The sequence below is a fragment of the Pseudomonas sp. P179 genome, from assembly GCF_000478485.2.
Classification (GTDB): domain Bacteria; phylum Pseudomonadota; class Gammaproteobacteria; order Pseudomonadales; family Pseudomonadaceae; genus Pseudomonas; species Pseudomonas aeruginosa.
This window is the reverse complement of record NZ_KI517354.1, coordinates 1,241,572-1,267,628: the sequence shown is the minus strand read 5'-3', so window position 1 is coordinate 1,267,628 and position 26,057 is coordinate 1,241,572. Positions and strand designations below refer to the sequence as shown.

General features: G+C 66.3%; 27 protein-coding genes. 13 read left to right on the top strand and 14 right to left on the bottom strand.

Annotated elements, in window-relative coordinates; genetic code table 11:
* Positions 1 to 9: 9 nt before the first annotated feature.
* On the bottom strand, positions 10 to 801 hold the full coding sequence (minC, locus tag HMPREF1224_RS18540) for a septum site-determining protein MinC (protein ID WP_003114802.1): 792 nt from the start codon (positions 799 to 801) through the stop codon (positions 10 to 12).
* 159 nt (positions 802 to 960) lie between these two features.
* Here minC and HMPREF1224_RS18535 point away from each other — a divergent pair, with 159 nt between their 5' ends.
* Together HMPREF1224_RS18535 and HMPREF1224_RS18530 are read left to right on the top strand one after the other, a co-directional pair.
* Positions 961 to 1,899, top strand: a complete 939-nt coding sequence (locus tag HMPREF1224_RS18535; RefSeq protein WP_003114803.1) for a lipid A biosynthesis lauroyl acyltransferase — start codon at positions 961 to 963, stop codon at positions 1,897 to 1,899.
* 67 nt (positions 1,900 to 1,966) lie between these two features.
* Entirely contained in the window at positions 1,967 to 3,136 is a 1,170-nt protein-coding gene (locus tag HMPREF1224_RS18530) for a patatin-like phospholipase family protein (RefSeq protein WP_003091575.1), read from the top strand.
* 63 nt (positions 3,137 to 3,199) lie between these two features.
* Here the strand turns inward: HMPREF1224_RS18530 and HMPREF1224_RS18525 are convergent, their stop codons facing one another.
* The 4 genes from HMPREF1224_RS18525 to HMPREF1224_RS18510 form a co-directional block, all read right to left on the bottom strand.
* A complete protein-coding gene (locus tag HMPREF1224_RS18525; protein ID WP_003116397.1) occupies positions 3,200 to 4,057 on the bottom strand; it encodes a pirin family protein in 858 nt (285 codons plus the stop codon).
* A 140-nt stretch (positions 4,058 to 4,197) separates the two neighbouring features.
* Complete coding sequence (locus tag HMPREF1224_RS18520) at positions 4,198 to 5,001, bottom strand: MlaA family lipoprotein (protein ID WP_003122236.1); 804 nt, start codon at positions 4,999 to 5,001, stop codon at positions 4,198 to 4,200.
* A 3-nt stretch (positions 5,002 to 5,004) separates the two neighbouring features.
* Positions 5,005 to 6,366 (bottom strand): alpha/beta fold hydrolase family protein, encoded by a 1,362-nt coding sequence (locus HMPREF1224_RS18515; RefSeq protein ID WP_003114807.1) that lies wholly within the window; start codon positions 6,364 to 6,366, stop codon positions 5,005 to 5,007.
* A gap of 142 nt (positions 6,367 to 6,508) precedes the next feature.
* Complete coding sequence (locus HMPREF1224_RS18510; RefSeq protein WP_003091551.1) at positions 6,509 to 6,730, bottom strand: DUF2061 domain-containing protein; 222 nt, start codon at positions 6,728 to 6,730, stop codon at positions 6,509 to 6,511.
* 293 nt (positions 6,731 to 7,023) lie between these two features.
* Here HMPREF1224_RS18510 and HMPREF1224_RS18505 point away from each other — a divergent pair, with 293 nt between their 5' ends.
* The 7 genes from HMPREF1224_RS18505 to HMPREF1224_RS18475 all read left to right on the top strand — a co-directional run bounded on the left by HMPREF1224_RS18505 (position 7,024) and on the right by HMPREF1224_RS18475 (position 14,240).
* Positions 7,024 to 7,881, top strand: coding sequence for a glycine betaine ABC transporter substrate-binding protein (locus HMPREF1224_RS18505; RefSeq protein ID WP_003114808.1), 858 nt, complete (start codon positions 7,024 to 7,026; stop codon positions 7,879 to 7,881).
* A gap of 217 nt (positions 7,882 to 8,098) precedes the next feature.
* The gene (locus HMPREF1224_RS18500; protein WP_003091547.1) at positions 8,099 to 8,410 is read left to right on the top strand and encodes a DUF485 domain-containing protein; all 312 of its coding nucleotides are present in this window, start codon (positions 8,099 to 8,101) and stop codon (positions 8,408 to 8,410) included.
* Positions 8,407 to 10,062, top strand: a complete 1,656-nt coding sequence (locus HMPREF1224_RS18495; protein WP_003091546.1) for a cation acetate symporter — start codon at positions 8,407 to 8,409, stop codon at positions 10,060 to 10,062. Before HMPREF1224_RS18500 ends, HMPREF1224_RS18495 begins: the two co-directional genes overlap by 4 nt.
* An 89-nt stretch (positions 10,063 to 10,151) precedes the next feature.
* Positions 10,152 to 11,951 (top strand): CBS domain-containing protein, encoded by a 1,800-nt coding sequence (locus HMPREF1224_RS18490; RefSeq protein WP_010793238.1) that lies wholly within the window; start codon positions 10,152 to 10,154, stop codon positions 11,949 to 11,951.
* A complete protein-coding gene (locus HMPREF1224_RS18485; RefSeq protein ID WP_003114810.1) occupies positions 11,948 to 12,574 on the top strand; it encodes a 3'-5' exonuclease in 627 nt (208 codons plus the stop codon). The genes HMPREF1224_RS18490 and HMPREF1224_RS18485 overlap by 4 nt, the downstream gene beginning before the upstream one ends.
* Before the next feature lie 108 nt (positions 12,575 to 12,682).
* Positions 12,683 to 12,841 carry a DUF3309 family protein gene (locus tag HMPREF1224_RS18480; protein WP_003109182.1) on the top strand — a complete coding sequence of 53 codons (159 nt, stop codon included), beginning with the start codon at positions 12,683 to 12,685 and terminating at the stop codon, positions 12,839 to 12,841.
* A gap of 274 nt (positions 12,842 to 13,115) precedes the next feature.
* Positions 13,116 to 14,240: a GNAT family N-acetyltransferase gene (locus tag HMPREF1224_RS18475; RefSeq protein WP_003114811.1), complete on the top strand. Its 1,125-nt coding sequence runs from the start codon at positions 13,116 to 13,118 to the stop codon at positions 14,238 to 14,240.
* A gap of 32 nt (positions 14,241 to 14,272) precedes the next feature.
* On the opposite strand, the gene HMPREF1224_RS18470 is transcribed toward HMPREF1224_RS18475, so the two are convergent.
* From HMPREF1224_RS18470 to HMPREF1224_RS18450, 5 genes are all read right to left on the bottom strand, one after another.
* Positions 14,273 to 14,539: a DUF2790 domain-containing protein gene (locus HMPREF1224_RS18470; RefSeq protein ID WP_003091540.1), complete on the bottom strand. Its 267-nt coding sequence runs from the start codon at positions 14,537 to 14,539 to the stop codon at positions 14,273 to 14,275.
* A gap of 281 nt (positions 14,540 to 14,820) precedes the next feature.
* Positions 14,821 to 16,653 carry an ABC transporter ATP-binding protein gene (locus HMPREF1224_RS18465; protein WP_010793237.1) on the bottom strand — a complete coding sequence of 611 codons (1,833 nt, stop codon included), beginning with the start codon at positions 16,651 to 16,653 and terminating at the stop codon, positions 14,821 to 14,823.
* Positions 16,654 to 16,715: 62 nt separating this feature from the next.
* The gene (gene ppiA / locus HMPREF1224_RS18460) at positions 16,716 to 17,279 is read right to left on the bottom strand and encodes a peptidylprolyl isomerase PpiA (protein ID WP_003114812.1); all 564 of its coding nucleotides are present in this window, start codon (positions 17,277 to 17,279) and stop codon (positions 16,716 to 16,718) included.
* The gene (locus HMPREF1224_RS18455; RefSeq protein ID WP_003114813.1) at positions 17,261 to 18,088 is read right to left on the bottom strand and encodes an alpha/beta fold hydrolase; all 828 of its coding nucleotides are present in this window, start codon (positions 18,086 to 18,088) and stop codon (positions 17,261 to 17,263) included. The genes ppiA and HMPREF1224_RS18455 overlap by 19 nt, the downstream gene beginning before the upstream one ends.
* Positions 18,089 to 18,094: 6 nt before the next feature.
* Positions 18,095 to 19,024, bottom strand: a complete 930-nt coding sequence (locus tag HMPREF1224_RS18450) for a PA3225 family LysR-type transcriptional regulator (RefSeq protein ID WP_003091534.1) — start codon at positions 19,022 to 19,024, stop codon at positions 18,095 to 18,097.
* A gap of 199 nt (positions 19,025 to 19,223) precedes the next feature.
* On the opposite strand from HMPREF1224_RS18450, the gene HMPREF1224_RS18445 reads away from it, so the two are divergent.
* Positions 19,224 to 19,541, top strand: a complete 318-nt coding sequence (locus HMPREF1224_RS18445; RefSeq protein ID WP_003091533.1) for a hypothetical protein — start codon at positions 19,224 to 19,226, stop codon at positions 19,539 to 19,541.
* A 146-nt stretch (positions 19,542 to 19,687) separates the two neighbouring features.
* Positions 19,688 to 20,329, top strand: coding sequence for an FMN-dependent NADH-azoreductase AzoR3 (gene azoR3, locus HMPREF1224_RS18440; protein ID WP_003114814.1), 642 nt, complete (start codon positions 19,688 to 19,690; stop codon positions 20,327 to 20,329).
* Between the two features lie 104 nt (positions 20,330 to 20,433).
* Here azoR3 and HMPREF1224_RS18435 read toward each other — a convergent pair whose 3' ends face one another.
* From HMPREF1224_RS18435 to HMPREF1224_RS18425, 3 genes are all read right to left on the bottom strand, one after another.
* Positions 20,434 to 21,333 carry a DMT family transporter gene (locus tag HMPREF1224_RS18435; protein ID WP_003116401.1) on the bottom strand — a complete coding sequence of 300 codons (900 nt, stop codon included), beginning with the start codon at positions 21,331 to 21,333 and terminating at the stop codon, positions 20,434 to 20,436.
* Positions 21,334 to 21,342: 9 nt separating this feature from the next.
* The gene (locus tag HMPREF1224_RS18430) at positions 21,343 to 21,678 is read right to left on the bottom strand and encodes a tRNA-binding protein (RefSeq protein WP_003109191.1); all 336 of its coding nucleotides are present in this window, start codon (positions 21,676 to 21,678) and stop codon (positions 21,343 to 21,345) included.
* Between the two features lie 64 nt (positions 21,679 to 21,742).
* The gene (locus tag HMPREF1224_RS18425) at positions 21,743 to 22,507 is read right to left on the bottom strand and encodes a helix-turn-helix domain-containing protein (RefSeq protein ID WP_003114816.1); all 765 of its coding nucleotides are present in this window, start codon (positions 22,505 to 22,507) and stop codon (positions 21,743 to 21,745) included.
* Between the two features lie 146 nt (positions 22,508 to 22,653).
* Here HMPREF1224_RS18425 and HMPREF1224_RS18420 point away from each other — a divergent pair, with 146 nt between their 5' ends.
* Complete coding sequence (locus HMPREF1224_RS18420) at positions 22,654 to 23,466, top strand: UDP-2,3-diacylglucosamine diphosphatase (protein ID WP_003091510.1); 813 nt, start codon at positions 22,654 to 22,656, stop codon at positions 23,464 to 23,466.
* Positions 23,463 to 24,518, top strand: a complete 1,056-nt coding sequence (locus HMPREF1224_RS18415) for a glycosyltransferase family 4 protein (protein ID WP_003114817.1) — start codon at positions 23,463 to 23,465, stop codon at positions 24,516 to 24,518. Before HMPREF1224_RS18420 ends, HMPREF1224_RS18415 begins: the two co-directional genes overlap by 4 nt.
* Here the strand turns inward: HMPREF1224_RS18415 and HMPREF1224_RS18410 are convergent.
* Positions 24,508 to 25,899, bottom strand: a complete 1,392-nt coding sequence (locus tag HMPREF1224_RS18410) for a protein CyaB (protein WP_003124349.1) — start codon at positions 25,897 to 25,899, stop codon at positions 24,508 to 24,510. The genes HMPREF1224_RS18415 and HMPREF1224_RS18410 overlap by 11 nt on opposite strands.
* Positions 25,900 to 26,057: the final 158 nt, after the last annotated feature.

Sequence of the window (26,057 nt, the reverse complement as noted above, 5' to 3'; positions counted from 1 at the left end):
CAGTATCCGTTAAAGGCGGGTGATGTTCAACACGTCACCCGACAGGCTGACGTGCACTGCCTTGCCCCACTGCGGGCTGCGTCGCAGGTCCTCCGCGACCTTGTAGTTACCGGCGATGGAGACCAGTTCGGCGGCCAGCTGCTGGCAGAAGATTCGCGCCGTGGCGTCGCCTTTCACGCCGGCCAGTGCGCGTCCGCGCATCGGGCCGTACACATGGATGTTTCCGTCGGCGAGAAGTTCCGCGCCGGGACTGACCGCGGCCAGCACGATCAGGTCGCCGCCGGCGGCGTAGATCTGCATGCCGCCGCGCACCGGGGTCTTCACCACCTTGGTCGGGCGGCTGACGGGCTCGGCGGGCTTCTCTTCCGCCTTGGCCGGCTCGGGCCTGGCTTCACCGGCGCTCGGGCTGGGCTCTTCGGCAGGCTTGCGCGGGGCGCTGTCCTTGATGTCCAGCGGTCGTTCGCGGGCGCCCGAGGGCGGCAGCACCGGCAGGTCCAGGGCCTGGGCGGCGGCAATGTCCTCCTCGCGCCCGGCGCGGATCGCCAGGGTGCGCAGGCCGTGGCGGCGACAGACCTCGAGGAGCGCCGGCAGGTCGAGGCGGCCTTCGCCTTCGGGCAGCTTGTCGAGGGCCATGACCAGGGGGGTGTCGCGGAAGAAGTTGGGCGCTTGCGCCACTTTGTCGGCGAGTTGCCGTTCGAGCCTCGCCAGGTCGTTGTGCGCCAGTTCGAGGATGGTCACCGCGAGCATGCTGCCCTTGAGCTGGAATACGGGGTCTTGATCGAGGAGGTCGGCTTGGCTCATGGGGCTTGTCGGTCGTTGAATTGCAGGGACTTATAACGAGAACGCCGGATGCCCGCAAGCGTGGCAGATAGCCGGGGCGGCATCGATCGGCAACGCGGCGTCCCGCCGGGACGGCGGGCAGGGTAGAATGGCGGGCTTTGATCGTCGTCGGAACCGTCCATGGATCGCCCCCGTTTCTCCAGCGCTTTCCTCCATCCCCGCTACTGGCCGCTCTGGTTCGGCCTGGGGCTGCTCTGGCTGGTGGTGCAGTTGCCGTATCCCGTCCTGCTGATGCTCGGCCGTGGCCTGGGGGCGCTGATGTACCGCTTGGTCGGCTCGCGCCGCGAGATTGCCGCGCGCAACCTCGAACTGTGCTTTCCGGAAAAGTCGCCCGCCGAACGCGAGCGTCTGCTGAAGGAGAACTTCGCCTCCAGCGGCATCGCCTTCTTCGAGATGGCCATGAGCTGGTGGTGGCCGAAGGCGCGCCTGGCCCGTCTTGCCCATATAGAAGGCCTGGAGCATCTGCGCGAGGCCCAGGCGCAGGGCGAGGGGGTGATCCTCATGGCCCTGCATTTCACCACCCTGGAGATCGGCGCGGCGCTGCTCGGCCAGGTGCACACCATCGACGGCATGTACCGTGAGCACGACAACCCGGTGTTCGACTACGTCCAGCGCCGTGGCCGCGAGCGGCACAACCTCGATGCCACCGCCATCGAGCGCGAAGACGTGCGCTCGATGCTCAAGGTGCTGCGTGGCGGCCGCGCCATCTGGTACGCACCGGACCAGGACTACGGCGCCAAGCAGAGCCTGTTCGTGCCGCTGTTCGGCATCCCGGCGGCCACCGTCACCGCCACCACCAAGTTCGCCCGCCTGGGCCGGGCGCGGGTGTTGCCGTTCACCCAGAGCCGCCTGGCCGATGGCAGCGGTTATCGCCTGACCATCCACCCGCCGCTGGAGGACTTCCCCGGCGAGAGCGAGGAAGCCGATTGCCTGCGGATCAACCAGTGGGTCGAGCGCTGCGTGCGCCAGCAGCCCGAGCAGTACCTGTGGGCGCACCGGCGTTTCAAGACCCGCCCGCCAGGCGAAGCCAAGCTCTATCCGAAACGGCGCAAGCGCTGAGGACGGGCATTCCGGACGCGCGCGGGGTCTGGCTATACTCGCCGCAGTTCATGACGGAAGCCCCGCTGTGTCCGATCCCCTTGCCCCACGTCCGCCGCTCACCGGCCTGATCCTTTCCGGGGGCGGCGCCCGCGCGGCCTACCAGGTCGGTGTCCTGGCCGCCATCGCCGACCTGCTGCCGGACAGCGCCGGCAATCCTTTCCCGGTCATCGTCGGTACCTCCGCCGGCGCCATCAACGCCGTTGGCCTGGCTTGCGGCGCCCTGCAATTCCGCCAGGCGATCCAGCGCCTGACCGCGGTCTGGCAGGGATTCCGCACCGAACATGTCTATCGCAGCGACTGGCCGGGCGTGACCCGCCAGGCCTCGCGCTTCCTCGGCCATAGCCTGCTCGGCCTGGGACGGCGGGTGCCGGTGGCGTTGCTGGACAACCGGCCGTTGCATGAGCTGCTGGCACGTGAGCTGGATTTTTCCGGGATTCATGCGGCGGTGCGCCAGCGCCAGTTGCGCGCGGTGGCGGTGACCGCGTTCGGCTACGAGTCGGGGCAGGCGGTGACCTTCTACCAGGGGCGCGCGACCATCGATCCCTGGGTACGCCATCGGCGCCTGGGCATTCCCACCCGCCTGGAGCTTCGGCACCTGCTGGCCAGCGCGGCGATCCCGCTGCTGTTCCCGCCGGTGCGGATCAACCGCGAATACTTCGGCGACGGCGCGGTGCGTTCCCAGGCGCCCATCAGTCCGGCGTTGCACCTGGGCGCCACGCGGGTGCTGGTGATCGGCGTCAGCGGCAACCCGGCCACCGGTGGCGACAGTGCCATGACCGGCCTGCCGCCGTCCGACCGACCGCCGAGCCTGGCGCAGATCGGCGCCCACCTGTTGAACAGCACCTTCATCGACAGCCTGGAAGGCGACATCGAGCAGTTGCAGCGGATGAACCAGATCGGCCAGTTGGTGGCGCCGGAGGTGCGCCGCCAGGCGGGTGGGCTGGAGCCGGTGGAGGTATTGCTGGTGTCGCCGAGCCGGCCGCTGGACGAGATCGCCGCGCGGCACTACCGGGAGCTGTCGCGGGTGCTGCGGCTTTTCCTGCGCGGTCCCGGAGCGACCCGCGCCAGCGGGGCGGGGGTATTGAGCTACCTGTTGTTCGAGCGCGGCTATTGCAGCGAACTGATCGAACTGGGCTACCACGATGCGATGGGCAAGCGGGCGGAACTGGAGCGCTTCCTGCGGATCGAGCGGTAAACCTTATTCAGGACGGGACAGGCGGAAGGAAAAAACCGCCCCGAAGGGCGGCTCGCGCACGGCTCAGACGGCCAGGACACCGTCGCGATAGTCGCGTAGCGCCTGCTCGATTTCCTCGCGGCTGTTCATCACGAACGGACCGTACTGGACGATCGGCTCGCGCAACGGCTTGCCGGCGAGCACCAGTACCCGGGCGCCGGCTTCGCTGCGCAGGCTCAGTTCCCCTTCTTCGGACAGCCGAGCCAGGCGATTGGTGGCGATTTCCACCGGGCGTTCGCCTTCCACCGTCAGGCTGCCTTCGTAGACGTACAGCAGCACGCGATGGCCGTCCGGCAGGCGCGGGGCGATGCGGCCGCCGGCAGGCAGTTGCAGGTCGTAGTAGTGCGGCTCGGTGTCCGGCCTTTCCACGGCGCCGATCTGCTGCGCCTGGCCGTCGTCGAAGCGACCGGCGATCACCGTGACCTTCACGCCTCCGGCGGTTTCCAGGCGCGGCACGTCTTCCGGCTCGATATCGCGATAGCCGGCCGGGGCCAGCTTGTTCTTCGCCGGCAGGTTGACCCACAGCTGGAAGCCACGCATCGCGCCTTCCACCTGTTCCGGCATCTCGCTGTGGATGATGCCGTGGGCGGCGGTCATCCACTGTACGCCGCCGGGCTTGAGCAGGCCGCGATTGCCGAGGTGGTCTTCGTGGCGCATACGCCCTTCGAGCATGTAGGTCACGGTCTCGAAGCCGCGGTGCGGGTGCGAAGGGAAACCGGCGACATAGTCATCCGGGTTCTGGGTATCGAACTGGTCGAGCATCAGGAACGGGTCGAAGCGTTCCGGGGAAGGGCCGCCGATCACGCGGGTCAGGCGGACGCCGGCGCCATCGGAGGCGGGGTGGCCGGTATGCAGTTCGAGGACATCACGGTAGCGGGTCATGGGAACCTCCTGGTTCGTGTATGGCTCGATGATAGTCCTCTATGCTCGATATATGGATGCGAGTTTTGTGTGATTCCTATCGAGTTATTGGATTGTTTTGAGAAAAAGAAACCGCCGCACCAGGGCGGCGGTTCTTCGTCTCACTCGGCGATCTGCAGCTTGCGCGCCTCGGTATAGATGTAGCGCAGTTTCTCGTACTCGAACGGCGAATTCATCTGGCCGTAGCGGAAGCTGGTGTTGTAGCGCTTGTCCACCACGCGCAGGGCGGTGATCTCCGGGTGGTCGCCGCTGGCCTGGGGAACGTTGAGGTAGTTCACCTGGTATTCGCCGACGTAGTCCACCACCAGTCCGCCGGTGTCGCGCAGGTTGGACGGGCCGAGGATCGGCAGCACCAGGTAGGGGCCGCTGCCCACGCCGTAGAAGCCGAGGGTCTGGCCGAAATCCTCGCTGCGCTTGTGCAGGCCCATCCTGGTCGCAGGGTCCCACAGGCCGAGCACACCGAAGGTGGTGTTGAACAGCAGCCGCGCGGTGGTTTCCATCGCCGCCTTGCCCTTCAATTGGGCGAGGTTGTTCAGCAGATTGGGCACGTCGCCGAGGTTGTCGAAGAAATTGCTCACGCCGCTGCGGACGAAGTGCGGGGTGACGTATTCGTAGCCTCGTACCACGGGCAGGAACACCCACTCGTCGAAGCGATAGTTGAAGTGGTAGACTCGGCGGTTCCAGGATTCCCAGGGATCGTACATGTTCAGTGCGTCGAGGGTGGCGCGCTCGAATTCGCGTTGATCCAGGCCGGGATTGAACTTGAGTTGGTCCAGTGGACGGCTGAAACCGTCGCCGTCGAGCTTGCGTGGCGGCAGTTCGGCCGGCGCGGCGGCCTGGTCGGCCTGGGCGCTGGCGGCAGCGCTCAGCAGAAGGGCGAACATCCAGTGTGCGGTTCGGCTCATCGATCAGTTTCCTGCCTGCTGGGTGAGGGCCGCGCTGGCGACCTGGGTCTGTCCGGCAGCGGGCGTGGCGAAGAAGTCCAGCATGTCCTGCGCGTTGACCTTGTAGTTGAGGTTGCCGCAGTGACCGCCATAGGGATAGACGGTCAGGCGTTCGCCGAAGGTCCGGCGGAGGAAGCCGAGGTCGCCCGGGCCGAGGATGACGTCGTCGGCGTTGTGCATCACGGCGATCTTCGGGCTGTCGTGCAGATAGTCCTGCAGCTTGTAGAGGCTGACCTGGTTGACCAGTTGGGTCAGGCTGCCGCCGTCGTAACGGGCTCGCCACATCGGGATCAGTTGCTCGGTCATGTAGCACTCGAAGTCGCACTGTAGCGCGCGCTTGAAGAAGGGCTCCAGGCTGGTGCCTTCGTTGATCGGGTAGTTCGGCGGGGTGATCAGGCCGCGACGGTTGACCAGGTCCGAGGTGAAGGCGATGTCGGCGGCGGAGAAGCGGAACGAGGTGCCGATCAGCATGGCCATTTCTTCGTTGCTCAGGCGTTGCTTTGACTGCTGGAAGTCGTAGAGCATGGCGTCGTTGATGTCGACGTAGCCTTTCTGCCGGAAGTAGCGGGTCAGCTTGCTCAGCACCACCTCGTAGAAGGTGCGCGAGTCAGTGATGCCCTTGACCTGGGTTTCCACCAGTTTGTCGAGGTTGCTCACCGAGGTGTAGAGGTTCACCGGTGGGTTGAGCAGCAGCACTTTCTTGAAGTTGAAGCTCCGGCGGCTTTCGTCGAGGTGGCTGACGAACGCGGCGTTCAGCGCCCCCAGGCTATAGCCGGTGAGGTAATAGTCGGTCACCGGCAGGTCGCGCTGCTGCGCGCGCACCGCCTGCATCACCCGGTACAGGTCATCGGCGTCGTCGCTGGAAAAGCCCGGTGTGGCGAAGCGCGAGGCGCTGGCCATGAAGTCCCAGCTGGTCGGCGAGGACAACTGCACCACGTGGTAGCCGGCCTGGTAGAAGAGCTTCTTCAGGTATTCCGGGAAGCTGCTGGCGTAGTGGGCGCCAGTCCCGGCAATGATGAAGATCAGCGGCGCCGCATGATCCTGGCGGGCCAGGCGGTAGCGCAGCTTCTTCACCGGCCAGAAGTTGTCCGGCAGGGCGAACTCGCGCTCCGGGCGCAATTTCAGGCTGTAGTCCTTCTGGTCGATGTCCTCGCTGTGCGGAAGCTCGGGACGCAGTTCCGGCGGCGTGGTGGCGATGGTCGCCTCGAACGGGTTGGTCAGTGGATAGCCGTAGCTCGCGGCGTCCACGTCCCGGGCCTGCGCCAGATTGGCACAACCGAGGGCGAGGCCGCCGAGCAGGGCAGCGAAACGGAGGAAGTGGGGCATCGGGGGAATCCCTTCGAGGGAAAAGTACTGAGTGAATATACTGCCGCTATGACAACTGCAAGCCTCAGTAGTGCAGTGGGTTATTGCAGCCAGCGTTCCAATCGGTCTTTCCCGCCTCTTGCCGTGCCTCGCGAATATCCCTTCAGGCGTGGCGGTGCAGCCAGCCATGGGCGCTGGCCGGGCGCGGCGCGCCGTCTTTCTCGAAGCGTTTCCAGATCTTCTCGTGGAAGTAGAAACCGACCGAGTTGCACAGCGGCTCGACCGCCGCCACCAGCCCGCCGACCGCTATGCTGCCGGTCAGCGCATAGGCCACGCTGAAGGCGATGATGAAGTGCATGACGGTGAAGGTCAGGGTCTTGAGCATGGCTGCTCTCCTTTGATCGAGAATCATTCCTCTTTGGCGAAAGCCTATCCAGGCGCTCGGCCAAGCGGAAATCGGCCTGTCCAATCGAGTGCATAGAGCGCTTCGATCGCACTGTCTCGGAGCACATCCGCAGCGTGCCGCAGCGCAGTTCGAGGCATGTCGTTATCGGGTGCGATGGGTGTCGTTCTCAGAGCAGTCCGCCGTCCGGGCGCGCCGATGATGGACGGCGGCACCGCAGAGTGCCGCGACCGCCGGGGAGCGTCCCCGTCGGCATAGAACAAGGGGTACGTCTGATGCGAATGATGCGACGACTGTTGTGCTGGAGTGCGGGCCTGGCAATGTCGGCGGCTGTGGGGATGGCGGCCGCGGCGGACAAGCCGGTGATCACCATCGGTTACGTGGACGGCTGGTCGGACAGCGTGGCGACCACCCATGTGGCCGCCGAGGTGATCCGCGAGAAGCTCGGCTACGAGGTGAAGCTGATGCCGGTGGCGGCGGGGATCATGTGGCAGGGCGTGGCGCGCGGCAAGCTCGATGCCATGCTCTCGGCCTGGCTGCCGGGCACCCACGGCGCCTACTACGAGAAGATGAAGGATAAGGTGGTCAACCTTGCCATCAACTACCCGGACGCACGCATCGGCCTGATCGTCCCCGAATACGTGAGCGCCAACAGCATCGCCGACCTCCAGGCGCAGAAGGACGCTTTCGGCGGCCGCGTGGTGGGTATCGATGCCGGCGCCGGGGTGATGATCAAGACCGACGAGGCGATCAAGCAATATGGCCTCGACTACAAGCTGGTGGCCAGTTCCGGCAGCGGCATGATCGCCGAGCTGACCCGTGCCGAGAACGAGAAGAAGCCGGTGGTGGTGACCGGCTGGATTCCGCACTGGATGTTCGCCAAGTGGAAGCTGAAGTTCCTCGACGATCCGAAGAAGGTCTATGGCGATACCGAGCATGTCGACACCGTCGCCAACCCGGCGCTGGAGGCCAAGGCCAAGCCGGTCTGGGAGTTCCTGAAGAAGTTCGGCTGGAAGGATGGCAACGAGGTCGGCCAGGTGATGCTGGCGATCCAGGAGGGCGCCAAACCCGAGGATGCGGCGAAGCAGTGGGTGGCGGCCAACCCGGGACGGGTCAAGGACTGGGTGCAGTAGCACGGCTGGTTCGATCGGGGAACGCCGTGCCCGGGCAACCGGGCACGGCGTTTTTCCTTGCCGAAGGCTGGCTCCGGAATCTGCCGGAAGGCCCGGAAATACCGGTCTAGAGCGGCTGGCGAAACGCTACGACTAAAGTCGTCTGGAGCGCTTGCACCAGCGTCCTACAGTGGATATCGACGACATTCCGCGTCACCCCGCTGTGAGGATAAAAACAATGAACGACAGCATCTACCAGCGGATTGATACCAATCCGCGCTTCAAGGAGTTGGTGGCCAAGCGAGAGCGTTTCGCCTGGATACTTTCTTCGATCATGCTTGGCCTCTACGTGATATTCATCCTGCTGATCGCTTTCCAGCCGCAGCTGCTGGGCGCGCGTATCAGTCCCGATTCGTCCGTGACCTGGGGCATCCCGATGGGTGTCGGACTGATCCTTGCCGCGTTCATCCTGACCGGCCTGTACGTGCGTCGCGCCAACGGCGAGTTCGACAGCCTGAACCAGGAAATCCTCAAGGAGGCGCAGCAATGATCGCTCGTCTCCTTGCCGCGCTCGGCCTTGCGGCCTTCGCTCCGGCCCTCTGGGCCGACGCGCTGACCGGCGACGTGCAGCGCCAGCCGCTGAACGTCTCGGCCATCGTCATGTTCGTCGCCTTCGTCGGCGCGACCCTCTGCATCACCTACTGGGCATCCAAGCGCAACCGCTCGGCGGCCGACTACTATGCCGCAGGCGGCCGCATCACCGGCTTCCAGAATGGCCTGGCGATCGCCGGCGACTACATGTCGGCGGCATCCTTCCTGGGTATTTCGGCGCTGGTCTTCACTTCCGGCTACGATGGCCTGATCTACTCGATCGGCTTCCTGGTCGGCTGGCCGATCATCCTCTTCCTCATCGCCGAGCGCCTGCGCAACCTGGGCAAGTACACCTTCGCCGACGTCGCCTCCTACCGCCTCAAGCAGAAGCAGATCCGCACCCTGTCGGCCTGCGGCTCGCTGGTGGTGGTGGCGTTCTACCTGATCGCGCAGATGGTCGGCGCCGGCAAGCTGATCGAGCTGCTGTTCGGCCTCAACTACCATGTCGCGGTGGTCCTGGTGGGCATCCTGATGGTGCTCTACGTGCTGTTCGGCGGCATGCTGGCGACCACCTGGGTGCAGATCATCAAGGCCGTGCTGTTGCTCTCCGGCGCCTCGTTCATGGCGATCATGGTGCTCAAGCACGTCAACTTCGACGTCAGCACGCTGTTCTCCGAAGCCATCAAGGTGCATCCGAAGGGCGAGGCGATCATGAGTCCGGGCGGCCTGGTCAAGGATCCGATCTCGGCATTCTCCCTGGGCTTCGCGCTGATGTTCGGCACCGCCGGGCTGCCGCACATCCTGATGCGCTTCTTCACCGTCAGCGACGCCAAGGAAGCGCGCAAGAGCGTGTTCTACGCCACCGGTTTCATCGGCTACTTCTACATCCTGACCTTCATCATCGGTTTCGGCGCGATCCTGCTGGTCAGCACCAACCCGGACTTCAAGGACGCCACCGGCGCCCTGATCGGCGGCAACAACATGGCGGCGGTGCACCTGGCCGACGCGGTGGGCGGCAGCCTGTTCCTCGGCTTCATCTCGGCGGTGGCCTTCGCCACCATCCTCGCGGTGGTCGCCGGGCTGACCCTGGCCGGGGCCTCGGCCGTCTCCCATGACCTGTACGCCAGCGTGTTCAAGGGCGGCAAGGCCAACGAGAAGGACGAGCTGCGGGTCTCGAAGATGACCACCGTGGCCCTGGGCGTGGTCGCCATCGTGCTCGGCATCCTCTTCGAGAAGCAGAACATCGCCTTCATGGTCGGCCTGGCCTTCTCCATCGCCGCCAGCTGCAACTTCCCGGTGCTGCTGCTCTCCATGTACTGGAAGAAGCTGACCACCCGCGGCGCCATGATCGGCGGCTGGATGGGCCTGATCACCGCGGTGGGCCTGATGGTCCTCGGCCCGACCATCTGGGTGCAGATCCTCGGCCACGAGAAAGCCATCTACCCGTACGAGTACCCGGCGCTGTTCTCGATGATCGTCGCCTTCGTCGGTATCTGGTTCTTCTCCATCACCGACAAGTCGGCGGCGGCCGACGAGGAGCGGGCGCGCTTCTTCCCGCAGTTCATCCGTTCCCAGACCGGCCTGGGCGCCTCTGGCGCGGTGGCCCACTAAGCGCTACGTGAAGACGTAGCCCGAGGCGGCGGCCGGATTTCCGGTCCGCCGCCTTTCGTTTCAGCGTCCCGGTTACAGCGAGATGAGCCATGCCTGACAGTTTCAACTTCGCCTCGCCGCCCTTCGACCAGTTGCGTCCCCATCAGCGCGAGACCCTCAAGCAGGCCCTCAGCGTAGGCTACTACGCGCCGGGGGAAACCTTGCTGGAGGCCGGTTCGGCGGTCCCCGGGCTGTTCGTCCTGCTCAAGGGCGTGGTCGAGGAGCGCGGCGACGACGGGCGAGTGTTCGCCCAGTACGCCGCGGACGACCTGTTCGACGTCCGCGGGCTGTTCTCCGGCAGCAGCAAGCATCGCTACCTGGCGATCGAGGAAAGCATCGTCTACGAACTGCCGGCCAGTTGCTTCCACCAGTTGTGCGGGGAGAACCCGGGTTTCGCCCGGTTCTTCCAGGCCGACCTGGCGGCCAAGCGCCAGTTGGCCCAGCGCGACGGGCAGAACCTTGCCGAGTTCATCCTTACCCGCATCGCCCGCGAGCACTTGCTGCCGGCGCTGGAGGTGGAGGCCTCGCTGTCCCTCGGCGACGCCGCGCGCCTGCAATTGAGCCACGGCGCCGATGCCCTGCTGGTGCGGCTGGAGAGGGACGGGCCCGAGCTCGGCATCGTCACCCGCACCGACCTCATGAGCGCGCACTTCCGCGACGGGCGCAGCGAGCTGGAGGCTATCGGGCCGTTGGCCCATGGTCCGCTGGCCAGCGTCGAACTGGGCGATTTCCTGTTCGACGCGATGATCCTCATGACGCGCCAGCGTATCGAGCGGGTCGCGGTCACGGAGGACGGTCAGGTGATCGGCCTGTTGCACCTGACCCAGGTGCTCAGCCTGTTCTCCACCCATTCCCACGTCCTGGCGCTGCGCATCGCCCGCGCCGACGACCTCGGCGACCTGCGCCGCTGCGCGGAAACCCTGGACACCCTGATCGCTACCCTGGCCGGCAACGGTATCCGCCTGCGCTTCATCATGCAGCTGGTCAGCGCGCTCAACGAGCAATTGCTCGAACGGCTTTTCGAATTGTTGCTGCCGCCAACCCTGCGCGGGCGCTGCTGCTTGCTGGTGATGGGCAGCGAAGGACGCGGCGAGCAGTTGCTGAAGACCGACCAGGACAATGCCCTGGTCCTGGCCGACGATCTGCCGCAGGAACAGGCCCTGGCGATGATGCAGCGCTTCAGCGCGGCCTTGCTGGAGTTCGGTTATCCGCCCTGTCCCGGAGGGGTAATGGCCAGTCGGCCGGAATGGTGCAAGCCGCTGGCGGCCTGGCAGGCGGAGCTGCGCGGGACGCTGCTGGAGGGCAAGCCGGAGCAGCTGTTGCGCCTGTCGATCCTGGCCGATGCCTGGCCGGTGGCCGGCAACCTGCAGCTGTTCGAGCCGTTGCGTCGGCAACTGCGCGGTTTCGCCGACGGCGGCGAGCGCTGGCTGGTGGATATCGCGGCGGCGGCCCTGCAATTCGATACGCCGCTGACCTTCCTCGGCCAGCTGAAAACCCAGGACGCCCGCCTCGATCTCAAGCGCGGCGGGATCTTCCCCATCGTCCACGGCATCCGCACCCTGGCCCTGCGCGAAGGCCTGGAGACCCGCGGGACCCTGGCACGGATCGAGGCGCTGAAGCGACACAAGGTCCTCGAAGCACGCCTGGCGGACGACCTGAGCGAGTCTTTCGAGCTGTTCCTGCAACTGCGCCTGACCCGCCAGTTGGCCGGCCAACGCGACGGTCGCCAGCAGGGCCTGGACGTCAGCGGCATGAGCCGCCACGATCGCGACATGCTGCGCTACGGCCTGCATGTGGTGAAGAAGTTCAAGCAGAGCGTGGCCCGTCAATTCCACCTGGAGACCCGATGAACACCATGGTCAAGTTGCCCGACAGCCGCTGGCCGGGCTGGCGCCGCCGGCTGTACTGGTGGATGCACGAGGCGGTCGAGGCGGAAGAAGTGATCTCCCTCGATCTCGAGACCACCAGCCTCGACCCGCGTCGTGCCGACATCCTCAGCATCGGCGCGGTGCTGGTGCGGCGCGGCAAACTGGTCATGGGCGAGCGCCTGGAACTCTACGTCGAGCCGCCGCCGAGCCTGGATGCGGAGTCGATCCGCATCCACAAGCTGCGCCGCGCCGACCTGGAGGGACAGTTGCAGCTGGAGCAGGCCCTGCGCCAGGTGCTGGCGTTCATCGGCGACCGACCGCTGCTGGGCTACTATCTGTCGTTCGATGTCGCCGTGCTGAACCGGCACCTGCGCCAGCTCCTCGACCGACAGTTGCACAACCCCTCCATCGAGATTTCGTCGCTGTACCACCGGAAGGTCAGCCGGCATTTTCCCGACGCACACATCGACCTGCGCTTCGACACCCTGGCGCGGGCCCTGGATGTGCCGGTCAGCGGTCGCCACACCGCCCTCGGCGACGCCCAGGCGGTGGCGCTGATGTTCATGCGTCTGCTCAAGGGGCCGGCGCCCAAGGTCATCCACTGAGGCTGGAGGTCGCGGATTTATTGAATCTTCGTTGCTCGGCGGGGGTCGAGAACTACAAGGGCGGAATCTCCCGCCCTTTGCCCCATGAGCCGAACAGGAGCGACGCCCATGAGTCTCGGTACGATTCTTCTGATCATCCTGATCCTGCTGCTGATCGGCGGCCTGCCGGTCTTTCCTCATTCGCGCAACTGGGGCTACGGGCCCTCGGGGATCATCGGCGCATTGCTGGTGGTGCTGTTGGTCCTGTTGCTGCTGGGCATGATCTAGGGCCCGATCGGGAATGCCGTCGCGGTTGTCCGCCGTCGCGGCGGGTATCGGCGGATAACGCCTCCGGCGTTATTCGCCCTACGCGGAGGGTTCCCAGCTTTCGCTCCGCCGTTGCGGCGGGGTATCGGCGGATAACGCCGTTGGCGTTATCCGCTCTACGTAGGATGGATCGAAGCCTTCGCTTGGAGAAGGGCGGTTTCATCGCGGGTCCGCCGGGCGCTTTTTTCCATCGACCGGCTTCACTTGCCTTGCGTCTCGCGCCAGACTGGCGCGCATGCCGATCCAGACGCTTGCCACCCTTGCCGATATCGACGCCGCCGAGTGGGACGCCTTGCTGCCTCCCGCCCAGCCATTCCTGCGTCATGCTTTCCTGTCCGCGCTGGAAGACAGCCACAGCGTGACGCCCGCTACCGGCTGGCGCCCGGCTCATCGCGTGCTGCGCGATCCGCAAGGGCGGCTGTGCGCGGCGCTGCCGGCCTATGTGAAGGCGCACTCGTACGGCGAATACGTGTTCGACTGGAGCTGGGCCGACGCCTGCCAGCGGGCCGGTATCCGCTACTACCCGAAGCTGCTGGTAGGGGTGCCCTTCACCCCGGTCGCCGGTGCGCGCCTGCTGGGCGAGGACGAAGGGTTGCAGGGGCTGCTCGCGTCCCTTGGCGAGGAGGCCGAGGCGAGCGGTCTGTCGAGCATCCATGTGAATTTCACCGACGCCCGGGCGGACACCTTGCTTGCCGCGCGTGACGGTTGGCTCGAACGCCTGGGTTGCCAGTACCACTGGCACAACCGCGGCTATCGGGACTTCCAGGACTTCCTCGAGGCCCTCAGTTCGCGCAAGCGCAAGCAACTGCGCAAGGAGCGCGAACAGGTCGGCGGACAGGGCATCGAGTTCGAATGGCGGGAAGGCGGCCAGTTGTCCGAACTGGAGTGGGATTTCGTCTATCTCTGCTACGCCAACACCTACCTGGTGCGCGACCGCGATCCCTACCTGAGCCGCGAGTTCTTCGGCCTGCTGGCCGAGCGCATGCCGGAGGCGATCCGCGTGGTCTTCGCCCACCAGCGTGGCAAGCCGGTGGCGATGGCGTTCAGCCTGGTCGCTGGAGATACCCTGTACGGGCGCTACTGGGGATGCCTGGCCGAGTTCGACCGGCTGCACTTCGAGACCTGCTTCTACCAGGGCCTGGAATTCGCCATCGGCGCCGGCCTGGCGCGCTTCGACGCCGGCGCCCAGGGCGAACACAAGCTGATCCGCGGTTTCGAGCCGGTGCTGACGCGCTCCTGGCACTACCTGGCGCATCCCGGTCTGCGCGATGCCGTGGCGCAGTTCCTCGAACAGGAGCGGGCGGGTGTGCGCGCCTACGCCGAGGAGGCCCACGGCCTGTTGCCCTACCGCCAGGCCTGAAGGGGGCCGGAACGATAGGGCGTGGCGTCCGCTCAGCCGTTGCTGGTGCTGCCGCCCCATTCGAGGAAGCGGATCTTGTGCAGCTCGCCGCTATGGTCCTCGTAGACCACGGTCACCGGCACTACGCCGGTCCTGGTCGAATTGTCGGTACGGTGCAGGACATTCTTCACGTCCAGTTGCATGCCGTAGTGGTATTCCTCGACCGGCAGGCCGCGGCCCGGGTCCTTGTCCACGTCCTGGGCGAAGGCCATGGGGGCGAGGCTGGTGATGACGGCGGACACGACAGAGGCAAGTTTCATTCTGTGATTCTCCGTAGCGATGGGGCGAAATCCCCGGTACCGAGCACTGGCATCCTTGGTCGTCCGTGGCCGACGCCAGGTGGACGGGGACGATGCGGCAGGCGTCGGGATCGAGCCGGGGCACGGGTTCGATAAGAACACCGTTTCGCTGGCGGAAAAAATCGAAGCGCGTGCTAGTCGAGATCGACGGCGGTGATGATTGCCGCGAAAAGGCCCGTTGCAGAGCCTTTGACAAGGTCACCCAGGCCGGGCGGCGCGAGCCGCCGCCCGGTGCCGAGGCTTCAGTCGACGCCGACGAAGCCGCCGGTCTGGTGTTGCCAGAGGCGCGCATAGAGGCCGCCATGGGCGAGCAACTCGGCATGCGTGCCGCTTTCGGCGATGTGGCCCTTGTCCAGCACCACCAGGCGGTCCATGCGCGCAATGGTCGACAGGCGGTGGGCGATGGCGATCACCGTCTTGCCCTGCATCAGGGTCTCCAGGCTTTCCTGGATCGCCGATTCGACTTCCGAGTCCAGCGCCGAGGTCGCTTCGTCGAGGATCAGGATCGGCGCGTCCTTGAGCAGCACCCGGGCGATGGCGATGCGCTGGCGCTGGCCGCCGGAGAGCTTCACTCCGCGTTCGCCGACATGGGCGTCGAAGCCGCGGCGGCCCTCGGCGTCGCTGAGCAGCGGGATGAACTCGTCGGCGCGAGCCTTGCGCACCGCTTCCATGAGTTCCGCGTCGCTGGCGCCGGGGCGGCCGTAGAGCAGGTTGTCGCGGATCGAGCGGTGCAACAGCGAGGTGTCCTGGGTGACCATGCCGATCTGCGCGCGCAGGCTTTCCTGGGTCACCCCGGCGATGTCCTGGCCATCGACCAGGATGCGTCCGCTCTCCAGGTCGTACAGGCGCAGCAGCAGGTTGACCAGGGTCGACTTGCCGGCGCCGGAAGGTCCGACCAGGCCGATCTTCTCGCCGGGCCGGACCTTCAGGTCGAGACCCTGGATCACGCCGCTGCCCTTGCCGTAGTGGAAGGCGATGTGCTCGAACTCCACCTCGCCGCGCTCTACCCGCAGCGGCCGGGCGTCCTCGCGGTCGACCACCTTGCGCGGCAGGGCGATGGTCTGCATGCCATCCTGGACCTGGCCGATGTTCTCGAAGATGCCGCCGACCACCCACATGATCCAGCCGGACATGTTGTTGATGCGGATCACCAGCCCGGTGGCCAGGGCGATGGCGCCCACCGAGATCAGCTCCTGGCTCCACAGCCACAGGGCCAGGCCGGTGGTGCCGGTGATCAGCACGCCGTTCATCACCGTGATGGTCACGTCCATGGAGGTCACTACGCGCCCGGCGCGTTGCGACTTGAGGGTCTGGTCGCCGATCGCTTCGCGGGCGTAGTCCTCTTCCTGGCGGGTGTGGGCGAACAGCTTCAGCGTGGTGATGTTGGTGTAGCCGTCGACGATCCGCCCCATCAGCTTCGAGCGCGAATCCGAGGCCTCCACCGAGCGGCGCTTGACCTGGGGAACGAAGTAGGCGAGGGCGCCGACGTAGGCGAACACCCACAGCACCAGAGGGATCATCAGGCGCCAGTCGGCCTCGGCGAACAGCACCAGGGCGCTGACGGTATAGATCAGCACGTGCCAGAGGGCGTCCACCACCTGCACCGCCGAATCGCGCAACGAGTTGCCGGTCTGCATGATGCGCTGGGCGATGCGCCCGGCGAAATCGTTCTGGAAGAAGCCGAGGCTCTGCTTGAGCACGTAGCGGTGGTTCTGCCAGCGGATCAGGTTGGTCATGCTCGGGTTGATGCTCTGGTGCACCAGCATGTCGTGCAGGGCGTTGAACAGCGGGCGCAGGACCAGCGCCACCACCGCCATCCAGATCAGTTCGTTGGCGTGCACGCGGAAGAACTCCGCGCTGGGCGTGCTCTGGGCGAGATCGACGATGCGGCCGAGGTAGCTGAACAGCGCCACCTCGATCAGCGCGACGATCAGGCCGACCACCAGCAGGGCCAGGAACACCGGCCAGACCTGGCGCAGGAAGTAGACATAGAAACGCAGCACTTCGCTGGGCGGCATGCGTTCGGAAGCACTGCGGAACGGGTCGATCAGACGTTCGAAACGACGATAAAGCATGATGGCTCTCTTCTGGAGCGGGCCCGTCCTGGGCCCGCCGGATCAAGCCCCTGCGGCTGGACTCAGAGGCGTTTGGCGGACAGGATCACCACGTCGTCGCTCGGCACGTCGGCGAAGCCGTTGCGGCGGGTGGTGGGAACCTTGGCGATCTGGTCGACCACGCCCATGCCACGCACCACCTTGCCGAACACGGCATAGCCGAAGTCGCGGGCACCATGGTTGAGGAAGTCGTTGTCGGTCAGGTTGATGAAGAACTGGCTGGTGGCCGAATCGACCACTCCGGTACGGGCCATGGCGAGGGTGCCGCGCTCGTTGAGCAGGCCGTTGTCGGCCTCGTTCTTGATCGGTGCACGGGTCTTCTTCTCCTGCATGCCGGCGCTGAAGCCGCCGGTCTGCACCATGAAGCCCGGGATCACGCGGTGGAACAGGGTGCCGTCGTAGTAGCCGCTGTCGACGTACTCGAGGAAGTTCTTCACGCTGATCGGCGCCTTGGCCGGATCGAGTTCTACCTCGATCTCGCCGAGGCTGGTGGCGATCAGGACGTGCGGCTTGGCGGCAGGCGTGGCGGCCAGCAGGGAACCGGCGAAGAGCAGGGTGCAGGCGGCGATCAGGAGACGTTTGAGCATGGTTGTTCCTTGGTTTTATCGATATCGGCGAGGAAGCCGAGCAGGGTGGTGTTGAAAATCTCGGGTTGGTCCATCGGCGTGGCGTGGCGGGAGTCCTCCACCACCACCAGGCGGGCGTCGGCGATCCGCTCGCAATAGGCCTGCTTCAGCGATACCGGCGTGTAGTCGCGATCCGCGCTGATCACCAGGGTCGGACAGGCGATCTCGGCCAATCGTTCCTGCACGCCCCAGCCGATGATCGCGTCGAGGCTGGCCAGGTAGGCGCGCTTGTCGTTCTCCGCCCAGCGCGCCTCGATCTTCTCTCGCAGCCCGGCCTGTTCCGCCTTGGGAAACAACAGCCGGCCGAGGGCGCGGCCGATGGTCCGCAGGCTGAGCAGGCGCGAGAGGAGCTTGCGCTTGGCCACCTCCAGATGTTCGCGAGGCTTGCGCGGGATGACTTCCGGAGTGCTGTTGACGATGGTCAGGCTGCGCAGCAGGTCGGGTCGGTCGCAGGCCAACTGGAAGCCGATCATCCCGCCCATGCTGATGCCGACCAGGTGTACCGGGCCGCAGCCGAGCCGGTCGAGCAGCGCCGCGCAGTCCTCGGCGAAGCCGGCCATGCTGTAGCCGCCGCGCGGCTTGCCGGAGCGGCCGTGGCCGCGCAGGTCCGGGACCAGCAGGCGGTAGCGGCCCAGCAGGGCCGGCAACTGGTATTCCCAGTCGCGGGCGCTCGAACCGAGACCGTGCAGCAGCAGGACCGGCGCGCGCTCGGTGGGACCGGGGTGGTCGTCGTAGACGAGGGTGCAGTCGCGGTGCTGGAAGTCAGGCATCTGCGTTCACTCGGCGGCCGGTTCGGGCGCCGCGAAGGGCGCGTTGAGCGGTACGTTGGCGAACGACTTGAGCATTTCCATGAGGATCTGGCTGGCCGGGCCGAGCGGCTTTTCCTTGTTGGTGTAGAGGTAGAAGCGGCTCTGCCGCACGCCGCCCTGGCTCAGCGGCAGCGGCTTGAGCTGGCCACTCTGCAGTTCGCGCTCGATGATGTGTCGCGGCAGCCAGGCGAAGCCCAGGCCGTTGCCGACGAAGGTCGCCGCGGTAGCCAGGCTGCCCACCGTCCAGCGCTGTTCGGCGCCCAGCCAGCCGTGGTCGCGCGGCTGTAGCCGGCCGCTGTCGCGGATCACCACCTGCATCTGGGTTTCCAGGTCCTGGTGGGTCAGTTCGCGTTGCAGGCGGTGCAGCGGATGGTCGGGGTGGGCCACGGCGACGAACTCGACCACGCTGAGGTCGGCGCCGAGGTGGCCGGGAATGATCAGGCCGCTGATCGCCAGGTCGGCGGCGCCCTGGATCAGCGCTTCCTCGACGCCGGAGAGCACTTCCTCGCGCAGCAGCACGCGACAGCCGCGGCTCTGCGGCATGAAGGCGGACAGCGAGCGGACGATCCGCGCGGTGGGGTAGGCGGCGTCCACCACCAGGCGCACCTCGGGTTCCCAGCCCTGTTCCATGTGGTGCGCCAGTTCCTCCAGTTGCCCGGCCTGCTTGACCAGTTGCCGCGAACGGCGCAGCAATACTTCGCCGGCCTCGGTCAGCACCGCCTTGCGTCCGTCGATGCGCAGCAGCGGCACGCCGAGCTGTTCCTGCATGCGCGCCACGGTATAGCTGATCGACGATTGCGAGCGGTGCAGGGCTTCCGCGGCCTGGGCGAAGCCGCCGTGGTCGACCACCGCCTGCAGGGTCCGCCATTGGTCCAGGGTTACGCGTGGCGCTTTCATTTCCGCCTCCTCGAATGCAGGGATGCCTCGCCGGCGTTTCCGCGGCCGGCAGGCGATGACGAGTGCGCCGGAGGGGCGACTTCGCTTATCGTGTCGTCGGCGTCCTGTACGGGGTAGCTGTCCATTCTCTTGACGTACGGGATGCCGTGGTTTTCAGGGTGTTGCCATTTTTCCATCTGTCGCTACCGGGAGTCCGGCCATGAAAAGGCTTTGCTGTTTCGCACTATCGCTGCTGCCCCTGTCCGCTTTCGCCTATCCGATCGAGGTCGACCCGCAACTCAACGGCACCGAGGTCTCCTACAGCACCCAGGACATCGGGCGCGACATGGGCGCGATCCTTCTCACCAACCTGGGAGGCCAGGCGGCAGAGTGCACGGCGGTGTTCCGCAACGGCCCGGAGACCCCGAAAGTGCGCAAGGGCGTGATCCAGCCCGGGCAGAACAGCAACTTCACCGCGCAGTTCGGCCGCGACATCATCAAGTTGCGGATCAAGCTGACCTGCAAGATCGCGAAATAGAGCGTTCTCTCACCGAAAGACTAGGTGGTGCCTGTTTATAAATCAACCTGGTCGATATTTAACAGCGGTTTTTTCAACTTTTTAATCGATTAATCATTCTCTACCCTCACCTCCATCGTTGTAGCGCAGTGGGTGGAGGTCGAGTCATGTCCCGTGTCCTGGTTATCGAGAGCAGTGCCCGCCAACGGGGCTCGGTTTCCCGCCTGCTGACGGCGGAATTCATCTCCCACTGGAAAATCGCGCATCCCGCTGATCGCTTCCAGGTCCGCGACCTGGCGCGCGAGCCGCTGCCGCACCTCGATGAATTATTGCTGGGAGCCTGGACCACCCCCTGTGATGGCCATAGCGCTGCGGAAAGGCGCGCCCTCGAGCGTTCCAATCGCCTGACCGAGGAGTTGCGGATGGCGGACGTGCTGGTGCTGGCGGCACCGATGTACAACTTCGCCATTCCCAGCAGCCTGAAGAGCTGGTTCGACCATGTGCTGCGCGCCGGCCTGACCTTCCGTTACGCCGAGCAGGGGCCGGAAGGCCTGCTACAGGGCAAGCGCGCCTTCGTTCTCACCGCCCGCGGCGGGATCTACGCCGGCGGTGGTCTCGATCACCAGGAACCCTATCTGCGCCAGGTGCTGGGCTTCGTCGGCATCCACGACGTCACCTTCATCCACGCGGAGGGCATGAACATGGGCCCGGAATTCCGTGAGAAAGGCCTGGCGCGAGCCCGTGAGCGGATGCGGCAGGCGCTGGAAACCGATACCTCCCTTTGCGTCCCTCTGCCAACGCTCCGGTGATTGGACGCAGCACCCGGTCGAACCCCTTCCCCCCGCGTGTTCGACCGGGTTTTTTTATTCCCTGCGGACTTTCGATGGTTGCCGGTGTGACGGCCGGGGCGGATTCAGGCGCGCTCGGGATCGCCTCGTTCGTCGCCGACTGCGGTTTTCCTGCCCCGTGCACCGAGGCGCGCCGACAGCACGATGGCGAGGATGATCAGGGCACCGCCGAGGAACATCCGCGGCCCCGGCGTCTCATGGAACAGCAGCCAGGCGAAGGCGATCCCGTAGACCGGCTCCAGGGCGAATACCAGTGCCGCGGTGCGGGCCTTGACCACCGCCAGGCTGGCCACGAACAGGCTGTGCGCCAGGCCGGTGCAGAAGACGCCCAGCAGGGCCAGCCAGAGCCAGTCGAGAGCGGGTAGCGCCGGTAGTTCGCCGACCGCGAATGGCAGCAGGCACAGGGCGACTACCAGGTTCTGCCAGAGCGCCGCCTGCACCGGGCCGACCTGCCCGCTGTTGCTACGGTTGGCCAGCGACAGCAGGGCGAACAGCAGGCCGGAAAGGATCGCCCAGAGCAGGCCGAGGGTGGCGCCGCTGGCGAGGTCGAAGTTCGGCGTGACCAGCACCAGGCCAAGGCTGACCAGGACCACCAGCAGTCCTTCCGCGAGATGAATGCGCTCGCGGAAGAGCAGCCCTTCGAGGATTACCGTGAAGGCCGGGAAGCTGGCGAAGCCGAGGGTGGCGATGGCCACGCCGGCGGTCTTCACGGCGATGAAGAAACTCACCCAGTGGCCGGCCAGGAGCAGGCCGCAGAGCGCCAGGCGCAGCCATTGCGCGGGTCCCAGGGCGCGCCAGGCCTGGCCCGCGAGGCGGGCGAAGAGGCCGAGGGCGAGCACCGCGAACAGCGCACGACCGAACACGATCACCCCGGGGGAGGCGCTGGCCAGCTTGCCGAACACCCCGGTCAGGCCGAAGAGGAGGGCGCCGCCGTGCAGGGCGGCGAGGGCGGAACGTCGATTCATGGGGATCCTTCAGGCCAGGCGCGCACCGTTGGGCAGGGGCTTGTCGAAGCCGGCCAGGACCACCTTGTCCTCGCTATCGTAGACCCCGGTGACCAGGACCTCCGAGCGCACCCCGGCGATCTGCTTCGGAGCGAAGTTGCAGACGCAGAGGACCTGGCGTCCGACCAGTTGCTCGGCCTGGTAGTGTGCGGTCAGTTGCGCGCTGGAGGTGCGCAGGCCGAGCGGTCCGAGGTCGACCTCGAGGACATAGGCGGGTTTGCGTGCCTTGGGGTTGGGAGCGGCGCTGAGGATGGTGCCGACGCGCAGTTCGACGCGTTCGAAATCCTGCCATTCGATGATGTCCATGCTGACTCCTGTTCTGTCGATGGGCAGAGAGTAAGGAGTCGTGACGGATTTGTCTGTCGTGCGGCTAGCCGGTTTTGTCGCGGGACTCGCGACGCAGTTGTCGCGGGGTGACGCCGAACTCGCGGACCAGCGCTGCGGTGAAGGCGCTCTGCGAGGCGTAGCCGACCCGGGCGGCGATCTCGCCCACCGCCAGGCTGCTCTCCAGCAACAGTTCGTGGGCCTGGTGCAGGCGTCGGCTGCGCGCGTAGTCCATGGGCGTCTGTCCGGTCTCGGCGAGGAACAGGCTGTGGAAGCGCGCCACCGAAAGACCGGCCAGCCGCGCCAGGTCGGCTACCTGTAGCGGATGGGCGGCATGGCGGTCGAGGTAGGCGTCGAGGCTGGCCAGTGGCAGGCGGGGCTGCTGGCGCGGCGGCTGGCGCTCGCTGGCCAGGCTGGCGAGGAGCAGGCCGGCGCCCTGGTGGGCGATCACCGGGTCGTTGATCGGGCCGCTGGCCAGCCAGTTCACCAGTTGGCCCTGGGCGGGCGTCAGCGACAGCGCCTGCGGTCGCTCGAACAGCCGCCTGCCGGCTTCGGCGTGTTCGCCCAGGCCCAGCAGCAGGCTGCCGTCGCAGGGCAGGTCGAGGACCAGGCAGCGGCTGCCGGAGGGACTCGAGCAGGCATGCCGGGCTTGCGCCGGAACCACCGCGAAGGTCTGCCGCAACACGCGGCTGCCGCGCCCCTCGACCTCGAAGTCGAGGCAGCCGCTGAGGCCCAGGACCAATTGGGCATGGTCATGGCTGTGGACGATCTGGTCGTGGCTGTAGTGGCGCAGGGAAAGGATCGAACCCATGGCGAAGCTCCCGGAGGCAGGCGCCCAGTCTACCCGCTGGCGCCGGCGACAGACAGCCGGGCCCTGTCACGCAACGGTCGCCGGCCTGTCACAGTCGTTTCACCGGCGCCGGCCAAGATCGGAAAAACACCGTCGGAGACCCGCCGATGAGCACCGCGCAACGCTTCACCTCGAACCGCAAGCAGCGGGTCCGGACCCTGTGGATCTCGGATGTCCACCTGGGGACGCGGGATTGCCAGGCCGAACACCTGGCGGCGTTCCTCAAGCGCTACCACGCCGATCGCATCTACCTGGTGGGCGACATCATCGACGGCTGGAAGCTGCGCGGCGGCATCTACTGGCCGCAGGCGCACACCAACGTGATCCGCCGCCTGCTCACCCTGAGCAAGCGCGGCACCGAGGTGATCTACGTCACCGGCAACCATGACGAATTCCTGCGCCGTTATTCGAGCCTGATCCTCGGCAACATCCGCCTGGTCGACGAGGCGGTGCACAGTACCGCCGACGGCCGCAAGCTGCTGGTGATACACGGCGACCAGTTCGACGTGATCACCCGCTACCACCGCTGGCTGGCGTTCCTCGGCGATTCCGCCTACGAGTTCACCCTGCTCCTCAACCGTTGGCTGAACCACTGGCGGCGGCGCTGGGGCTACGGCTACTGGTCGCTGTCGGCGTACCTCAAGCACAAGGTCAAGACCGCGGTGAACTTCATCAGCGACTTCGAGGAAGCCATCGCCCACGAGTGCCACAAGCGCGGGCTCGACGGGGTGGTCTGCGGGCACATCCACCATGCCGAGATCCGCCGCATCGAGGGCGTCGATTACCTCAACTGCGGCGACTGGGTGGAGTCCTGCACGGCGCTGATCGAACACTGGGACGGCAGCATCCAGCTCTACCGCCTGGCCGAGGAGCAGGCGCGGCTGGCGGCGCAGGCCGCGGCGGTCGAGCCGGCGGCATGAGGCTATTGATCGTCAGCGACGCCTGGTTACCGCAAGTCAACGGAGTCGTCACCAGCCTGCTGGCCCTGCAGCGCGAGCTGGAACTGCTGGGCCACCAGGTACGGGTGCTGTCGCCCGCCGACTTCCGCTGCCTGCCCTGTCCCAGCTATCCGGAAATCCCCCTGGCCTGGAACCTCTGGCGCCTCGGCGGGTTGATCGAGGCCTTCGCCCCGGATGCCGTGCACCTGGCCACCGAGGGGCCGCTCGGCTGGGCCGCGCGGCGCTGGCTGGGCAAGCGCGGCCTGGACTTCACCTCGGCGATCCATACGCGCTTTCCCGAATACCTGCGTGACCGCTGTCCGTGGCTGCCGTTGTCCTGGGGCTATGCCTTCCTGCGCACCTTCCATCGGCCGAGCCGGGCGGTGCTGGTGAGCACCCCGCGCCTGCGCGACGAGTTCTGCGCCTGGCGCTTCCAGCACCTGCGGCTGTGGCGCAAGGGCGTCGATACCGAACTGTTCCATCCCGCCGAGACACCTCCGGCGAAAGAGCGGCCGCCGGTGTTCCTGTATGTCGGGCGGCTGGCGACGGAAAAGAACCTGGAGGCGTTCCTCGATCTCGAACTGCCGGGCGAAAAATGGCTGGTGGGCGACGGCCCGCAGCGGGCGGCGCTGGAGCAGCGCTATCCACAGGCGCGTTTTCTCGGCTACCGCCATGGCCGCGCGCTGGCCGACGCCTACCGGGCGGCCTCGGTGCTGGTGTTCCCCTCGCTGACCGATACCTATGGCCTGGTGATGCTCGAAGCCCTGGCCTGTGGCGTGCCGGTGGCGGCCTTCGCCGTGCCGGGGCCGCTGGATGTATTGCAGCAGGGCGTGACCGGGGTCATGCACGAGGATCTTGGCGAAGCCTGCCGCCAGGCGCTGGCGCTGGATCGCCAGGCCTGCGGGCGCTGGGCGCGGGAGCAGTCCTGGCGGGTTTCGGCGGAGGAGTTCCTGGCGCTGCAGGCGAGCGGCCCACGGACTGCGCCGGAATGGCGCGACGAACTGCCGGCGGCGTTCGACGAACTTAGAGGATGACCTTGTCGCGCAGGCGTTCGGCGGCCTGTTGCAGGGCCTGGATGACCCGTTCCTTGTCGTAGTTCTGGATGTTGTTGGTGTCCAGGTACATGGAGAAGCCGGGCAATTCGTGCTCGACGTAGCTGGGCGCGGCGCCGAGGTCGCGGCGCGAGTCCACCACCTGGTAGATCTGCACCGGGCGGCTGAAGCCCTTGACCGCGATCTGGCCCTTGTCGCGGCACATGATCACGTCCTTGATCAGCGAGTAGGTCTCGTGGGAAATGAGGATTTCGCCGGCTTCCGAGGCGCTTTCCAGGCGGCTGGCGAGGTTCACTTCGCGGCCGATGATGGTGTAGTCCATGCGCGTGTCGGCGCCGAAGTTGCCCACCGTGCAATAGCCGGTGTTGATGCCCATGCGGATTTCCAGCGGCTTGGTGATGCCCTGGGCCCGCCACTGCTGGCGTAGCACCTTCATGTGCTTGCGCATGGCGATGCCCATCGATACCGCCGCCACCGCGTCCTTCTTCGCGCCCTGGGTGCTGGGGTCGCCGAAGAACACCATGACGCAGTCGCCGACGAACTTGTCGATGGTGCCGCCGTACTTGAGGGCGATCTTCGACATTTCGTTGAGGTAGTTGTTGAGCAGGTCGGTCAGGGCCTCGGCTTCCAGTTCCTCGGATAGCTCGGTGAAGCCGCGGATGTCGGAGAAGAACACGGTGAGCTTCTTGCGCTGGGTTTCCAGGCGCACGCTCTTCTTGCCGCTGAAGATCATTTCCCAGACCTGCGGCGACAGGTACTTGGCCAGGTTGCGCGCGAGCCGCGCGGCCTTTTCCTGCTCGCGGGCGATCTCCTGGCGCACCTGGGCCAGGCGCAGGCCCTGCTGGTGGCCGAAGAAGGCGGTGATGCAGATGTACAGTCCGCAGAACAGGATGCTGACCGCGGCCACCTCGACCGGGGTATTGCCCAGCAGCGGCGGGGCGACGAGCACGGCGACCAGCAGGGCGCTGCTGGCCGATACCAGCAAGGCCATGCCGAGCAGGCGCAGGCCGCCGATGACCAGCGCGGTGAAGCTCAGCACCAGCAGGAACATCAGGCTGGGCACCACGGAGAAGCCGAGCAGCGCCATGCCCAGGCCACAGTGCACGGCGTCGACCGCGAGCAGGGCGCGGGTCACCTTGCGCGGGTCGTGCTGGCGGAAGCGCTGGCCGAGGTGGTACGCCAGGTGCGGGTAGAGCAGCGCATAGGGCACCATCCAGAGGATGCCGTAGCTGAAATACTGGGTGTAGGTTCCCGCCGCGATGCTGGCGCCACAGGCGATATAGGCCAGCACGCGCGAATAGTATTCACGCATGGACGCGACGGACCGGCTCGTCGGCGAGCGGTCGGGGAGGGTAGGCTTCATGCGCTGGAGAGGATCCCTGTGTATTTTCGTCCCGGCTCGGCCTCGTGAGCTTTCCGCCTGGGGAATGGCGGGTGGCCAGGTTGCTGGCGGAATCTTAACCAAGCGTTTGCGCGGCGGCCAGTGACAGCTGATCGATAGTTCAGGAAAGCGCGCCGATC

What these genes read in the sequence shown, in the direction of transcription:
- HMPREF1224_RS18510 (WP_003091551.1), bottom strand. Translation starts at nt 6,730, where the DNA reads ATGCTCAAGACCCTGACCTTCACCGTCATGCACTTCATCATCGCCTTC.
- HMPREF1224_RS18535 (WP_003114803.1), top strand. Translation starts at nt 961, where the DNA reads ATGGATCGCCCCCGTTTCTCCAGCGCTTTCCTCCATCCCCGCTACTGG.
- minC (WP_003114802.1), bottom strand. Translation starts at nt 801, where the DNA reads ATGAGCCAAGCCGACCTCCTCGATCAAGACCCCGTATTCCAGCTCAAG.
- HMPREF1224_RS18485 (WP_003114810.1), top strand. Translation starts at nt 11,948, where the DNA reads ATGAACACCATGGTCAAGTTGCCCGACAGCCGCTGGCCGGGCTGGCGC.
- HMPREF1224_RS18410 (WP_003124349.1), bottom strand. Translation starts at nt 25,899, where the DNA reads ATGAAGCCTACCCTCCCCGACCGCTCGCCGACGAGCCGGTCCGTCGCG.
- HMPREF1224_RS18435 (WP_003116401.1), bottom strand. Translation starts at nt 21,333, where the DNA reads ATGAATCGACGTTCCGCCCTCGCCGCCCTGCACGGCGGCGCCCTCCTC.
- HMPREF1224_RS18450 (WP_003091534.1), bottom strand. Translation starts at nt 19,024, where the DNA reads ATGAAAGCGCCACGCGTAACCCTGGACCAATGGCGGACCCTGCAGGCG.
- HMPREF1224_RS18470 (WP_003091540.1), bottom strand. Translation starts at nt 14,539, where the DNA reads ATGAAACTTGCCTCTGTCGTGTCCGCCGTCATCACCAGCCTCGCCCCC.
- HMPREF1224_RS18495 (WP_003091546.1), top strand. Translation starts at nt 8,407, where the DNA reads ATGATCGCTCGTCTCCTTGCCGCGCTCGGCCTTGCGGCCTTCGCTCCG.
- HMPREF1224_RS18480 (WP_003109182.1), top strand. Translation starts at nt 12,683, where the DNA reads ATGAGTCTCGGTACGATTCTTCTGATCATCCTGATCCTGCTGCTGATC.
- HMPREF1224_RS18415 (WP_003114817.1), top strand. Translation starts at nt 23,463, where the DNA reads ATGAGGCTATTGATCGTCAGCGACGCCTGGTTACCGCAAGTCAACGGA.
- HMPREF1224_RS18425 (WP_003114816.1), bottom strand. Translation starts at nt 22,507, where the DNA reads ATGGGTTCGATCCTTTCCCTGCGCCACTACAGCCACGACCAGATCGTC.
- ppiA (WP_003114812.1), bottom strand. Translation starts at nt 17,279, where the DNA reads ATGCTCAAACGTCTCCTGATCGCCGCCTGCACCCTGCTCTTCGCCGGT.
- HMPREF1224_RS18430 (WP_003109191.1), bottom strand. Translation starts at nt 21,678, where the DNA reads ATGGACATCATCGAATGGCAGGATTTCGAACGCGTCGAACTGCGCGTC.
- HMPREF1224_RS18465 (WP_010793237.1), bottom strand. Translation starts at nt 16,653, where the DNA reads ATGCTTTATCGTCGTTTCGAACGTCTGATCGACCCGTTCCGCAGTGCT.
- HMPREF1224_RS18500 (WP_003091547.1), top strand. Translation starts at nt 8,099, where the DNA reads ATGAACGACAGCATCTACCAGCGGATTGATACCAATCCGCGCTTCAAG.
- azoR3 (WP_003114814.1), top strand. Translation starts at nt 19,688, where the DNA reads ATGTCCCGTGTCCTGGTTATCGAGAGCAGTGCCCGCCAACGGGGCTCG.
- HMPREF1224_RS18525 (WP_003116397.1), bottom strand. Translation starts at nt 4,057, where the DNA reads ATGACCCGCTACCGTGATGTCCTCGAACTGCATACCGGCCACCCCGCC.
- HMPREF1224_RS18455 (WP_003114813.1), bottom strand. Translation starts at nt 18,088, where the DNA reads ATGCCTGACTTCCAGCACCGCGACTGCACCCTCGTCTACGACGACCAC.
- HMPREF1224_RS18490 (WP_010793238.1), top strand. Translation starts at nt 10,152, where the DNA reads ATGCCTGACAGTTTCAACTTCGCCTCGCCGCCCTTCGACCAGTTGCGT.
- HMPREF1224_RS18520 (WP_003122236.1), bottom strand. Translation starts at nt 5,001, where the DNA reads ATGAGCCGAACCGCACACTGGATGTTCGCCCTTCTGCTGAGCGCTGCC.
- HMPREF1224_RS18505 (WP_003114808.1), top strand. Translation starts at nt 7,024, where the DNA reads ATGCGAATGATGCGACGACTGTTGTGCTGGAGTGCGGGCCTGGCAATG.
- HMPREF1224_RS18420 (WP_003091510.1), top strand. Translation starts at nt 22,654, where the DNA reads ATGAGCACCGCGCAACGCTTCACCTCGAACCGCAAGCAGCGGGTCCGG.
- HMPREF1224_RS18445 (WP_003091533.1), top strand. Translation starts at nt 19,224, where the DNA reads ATGAAAAGGCTTTGCTGTTTCGCACTATCGCTGCTGCCCCTGTCCGCT.
- HMPREF1224_RS18475 (WP_003114811.1), top strand. Translation starts at nt 13,116, where the DNA reads ATGCCGATCCAGACGCTTGCCACCCTTGCCGATATCGACGCCGCCGAG.
- HMPREF1224_RS18515 (WP_003114807.1), bottom strand. Translation starts at nt 6,366, where the DNA reads ATGCCCCACTTCCTCCGTTTCGCTGCCCTGCTCGGCGGCCTCGCCCTC.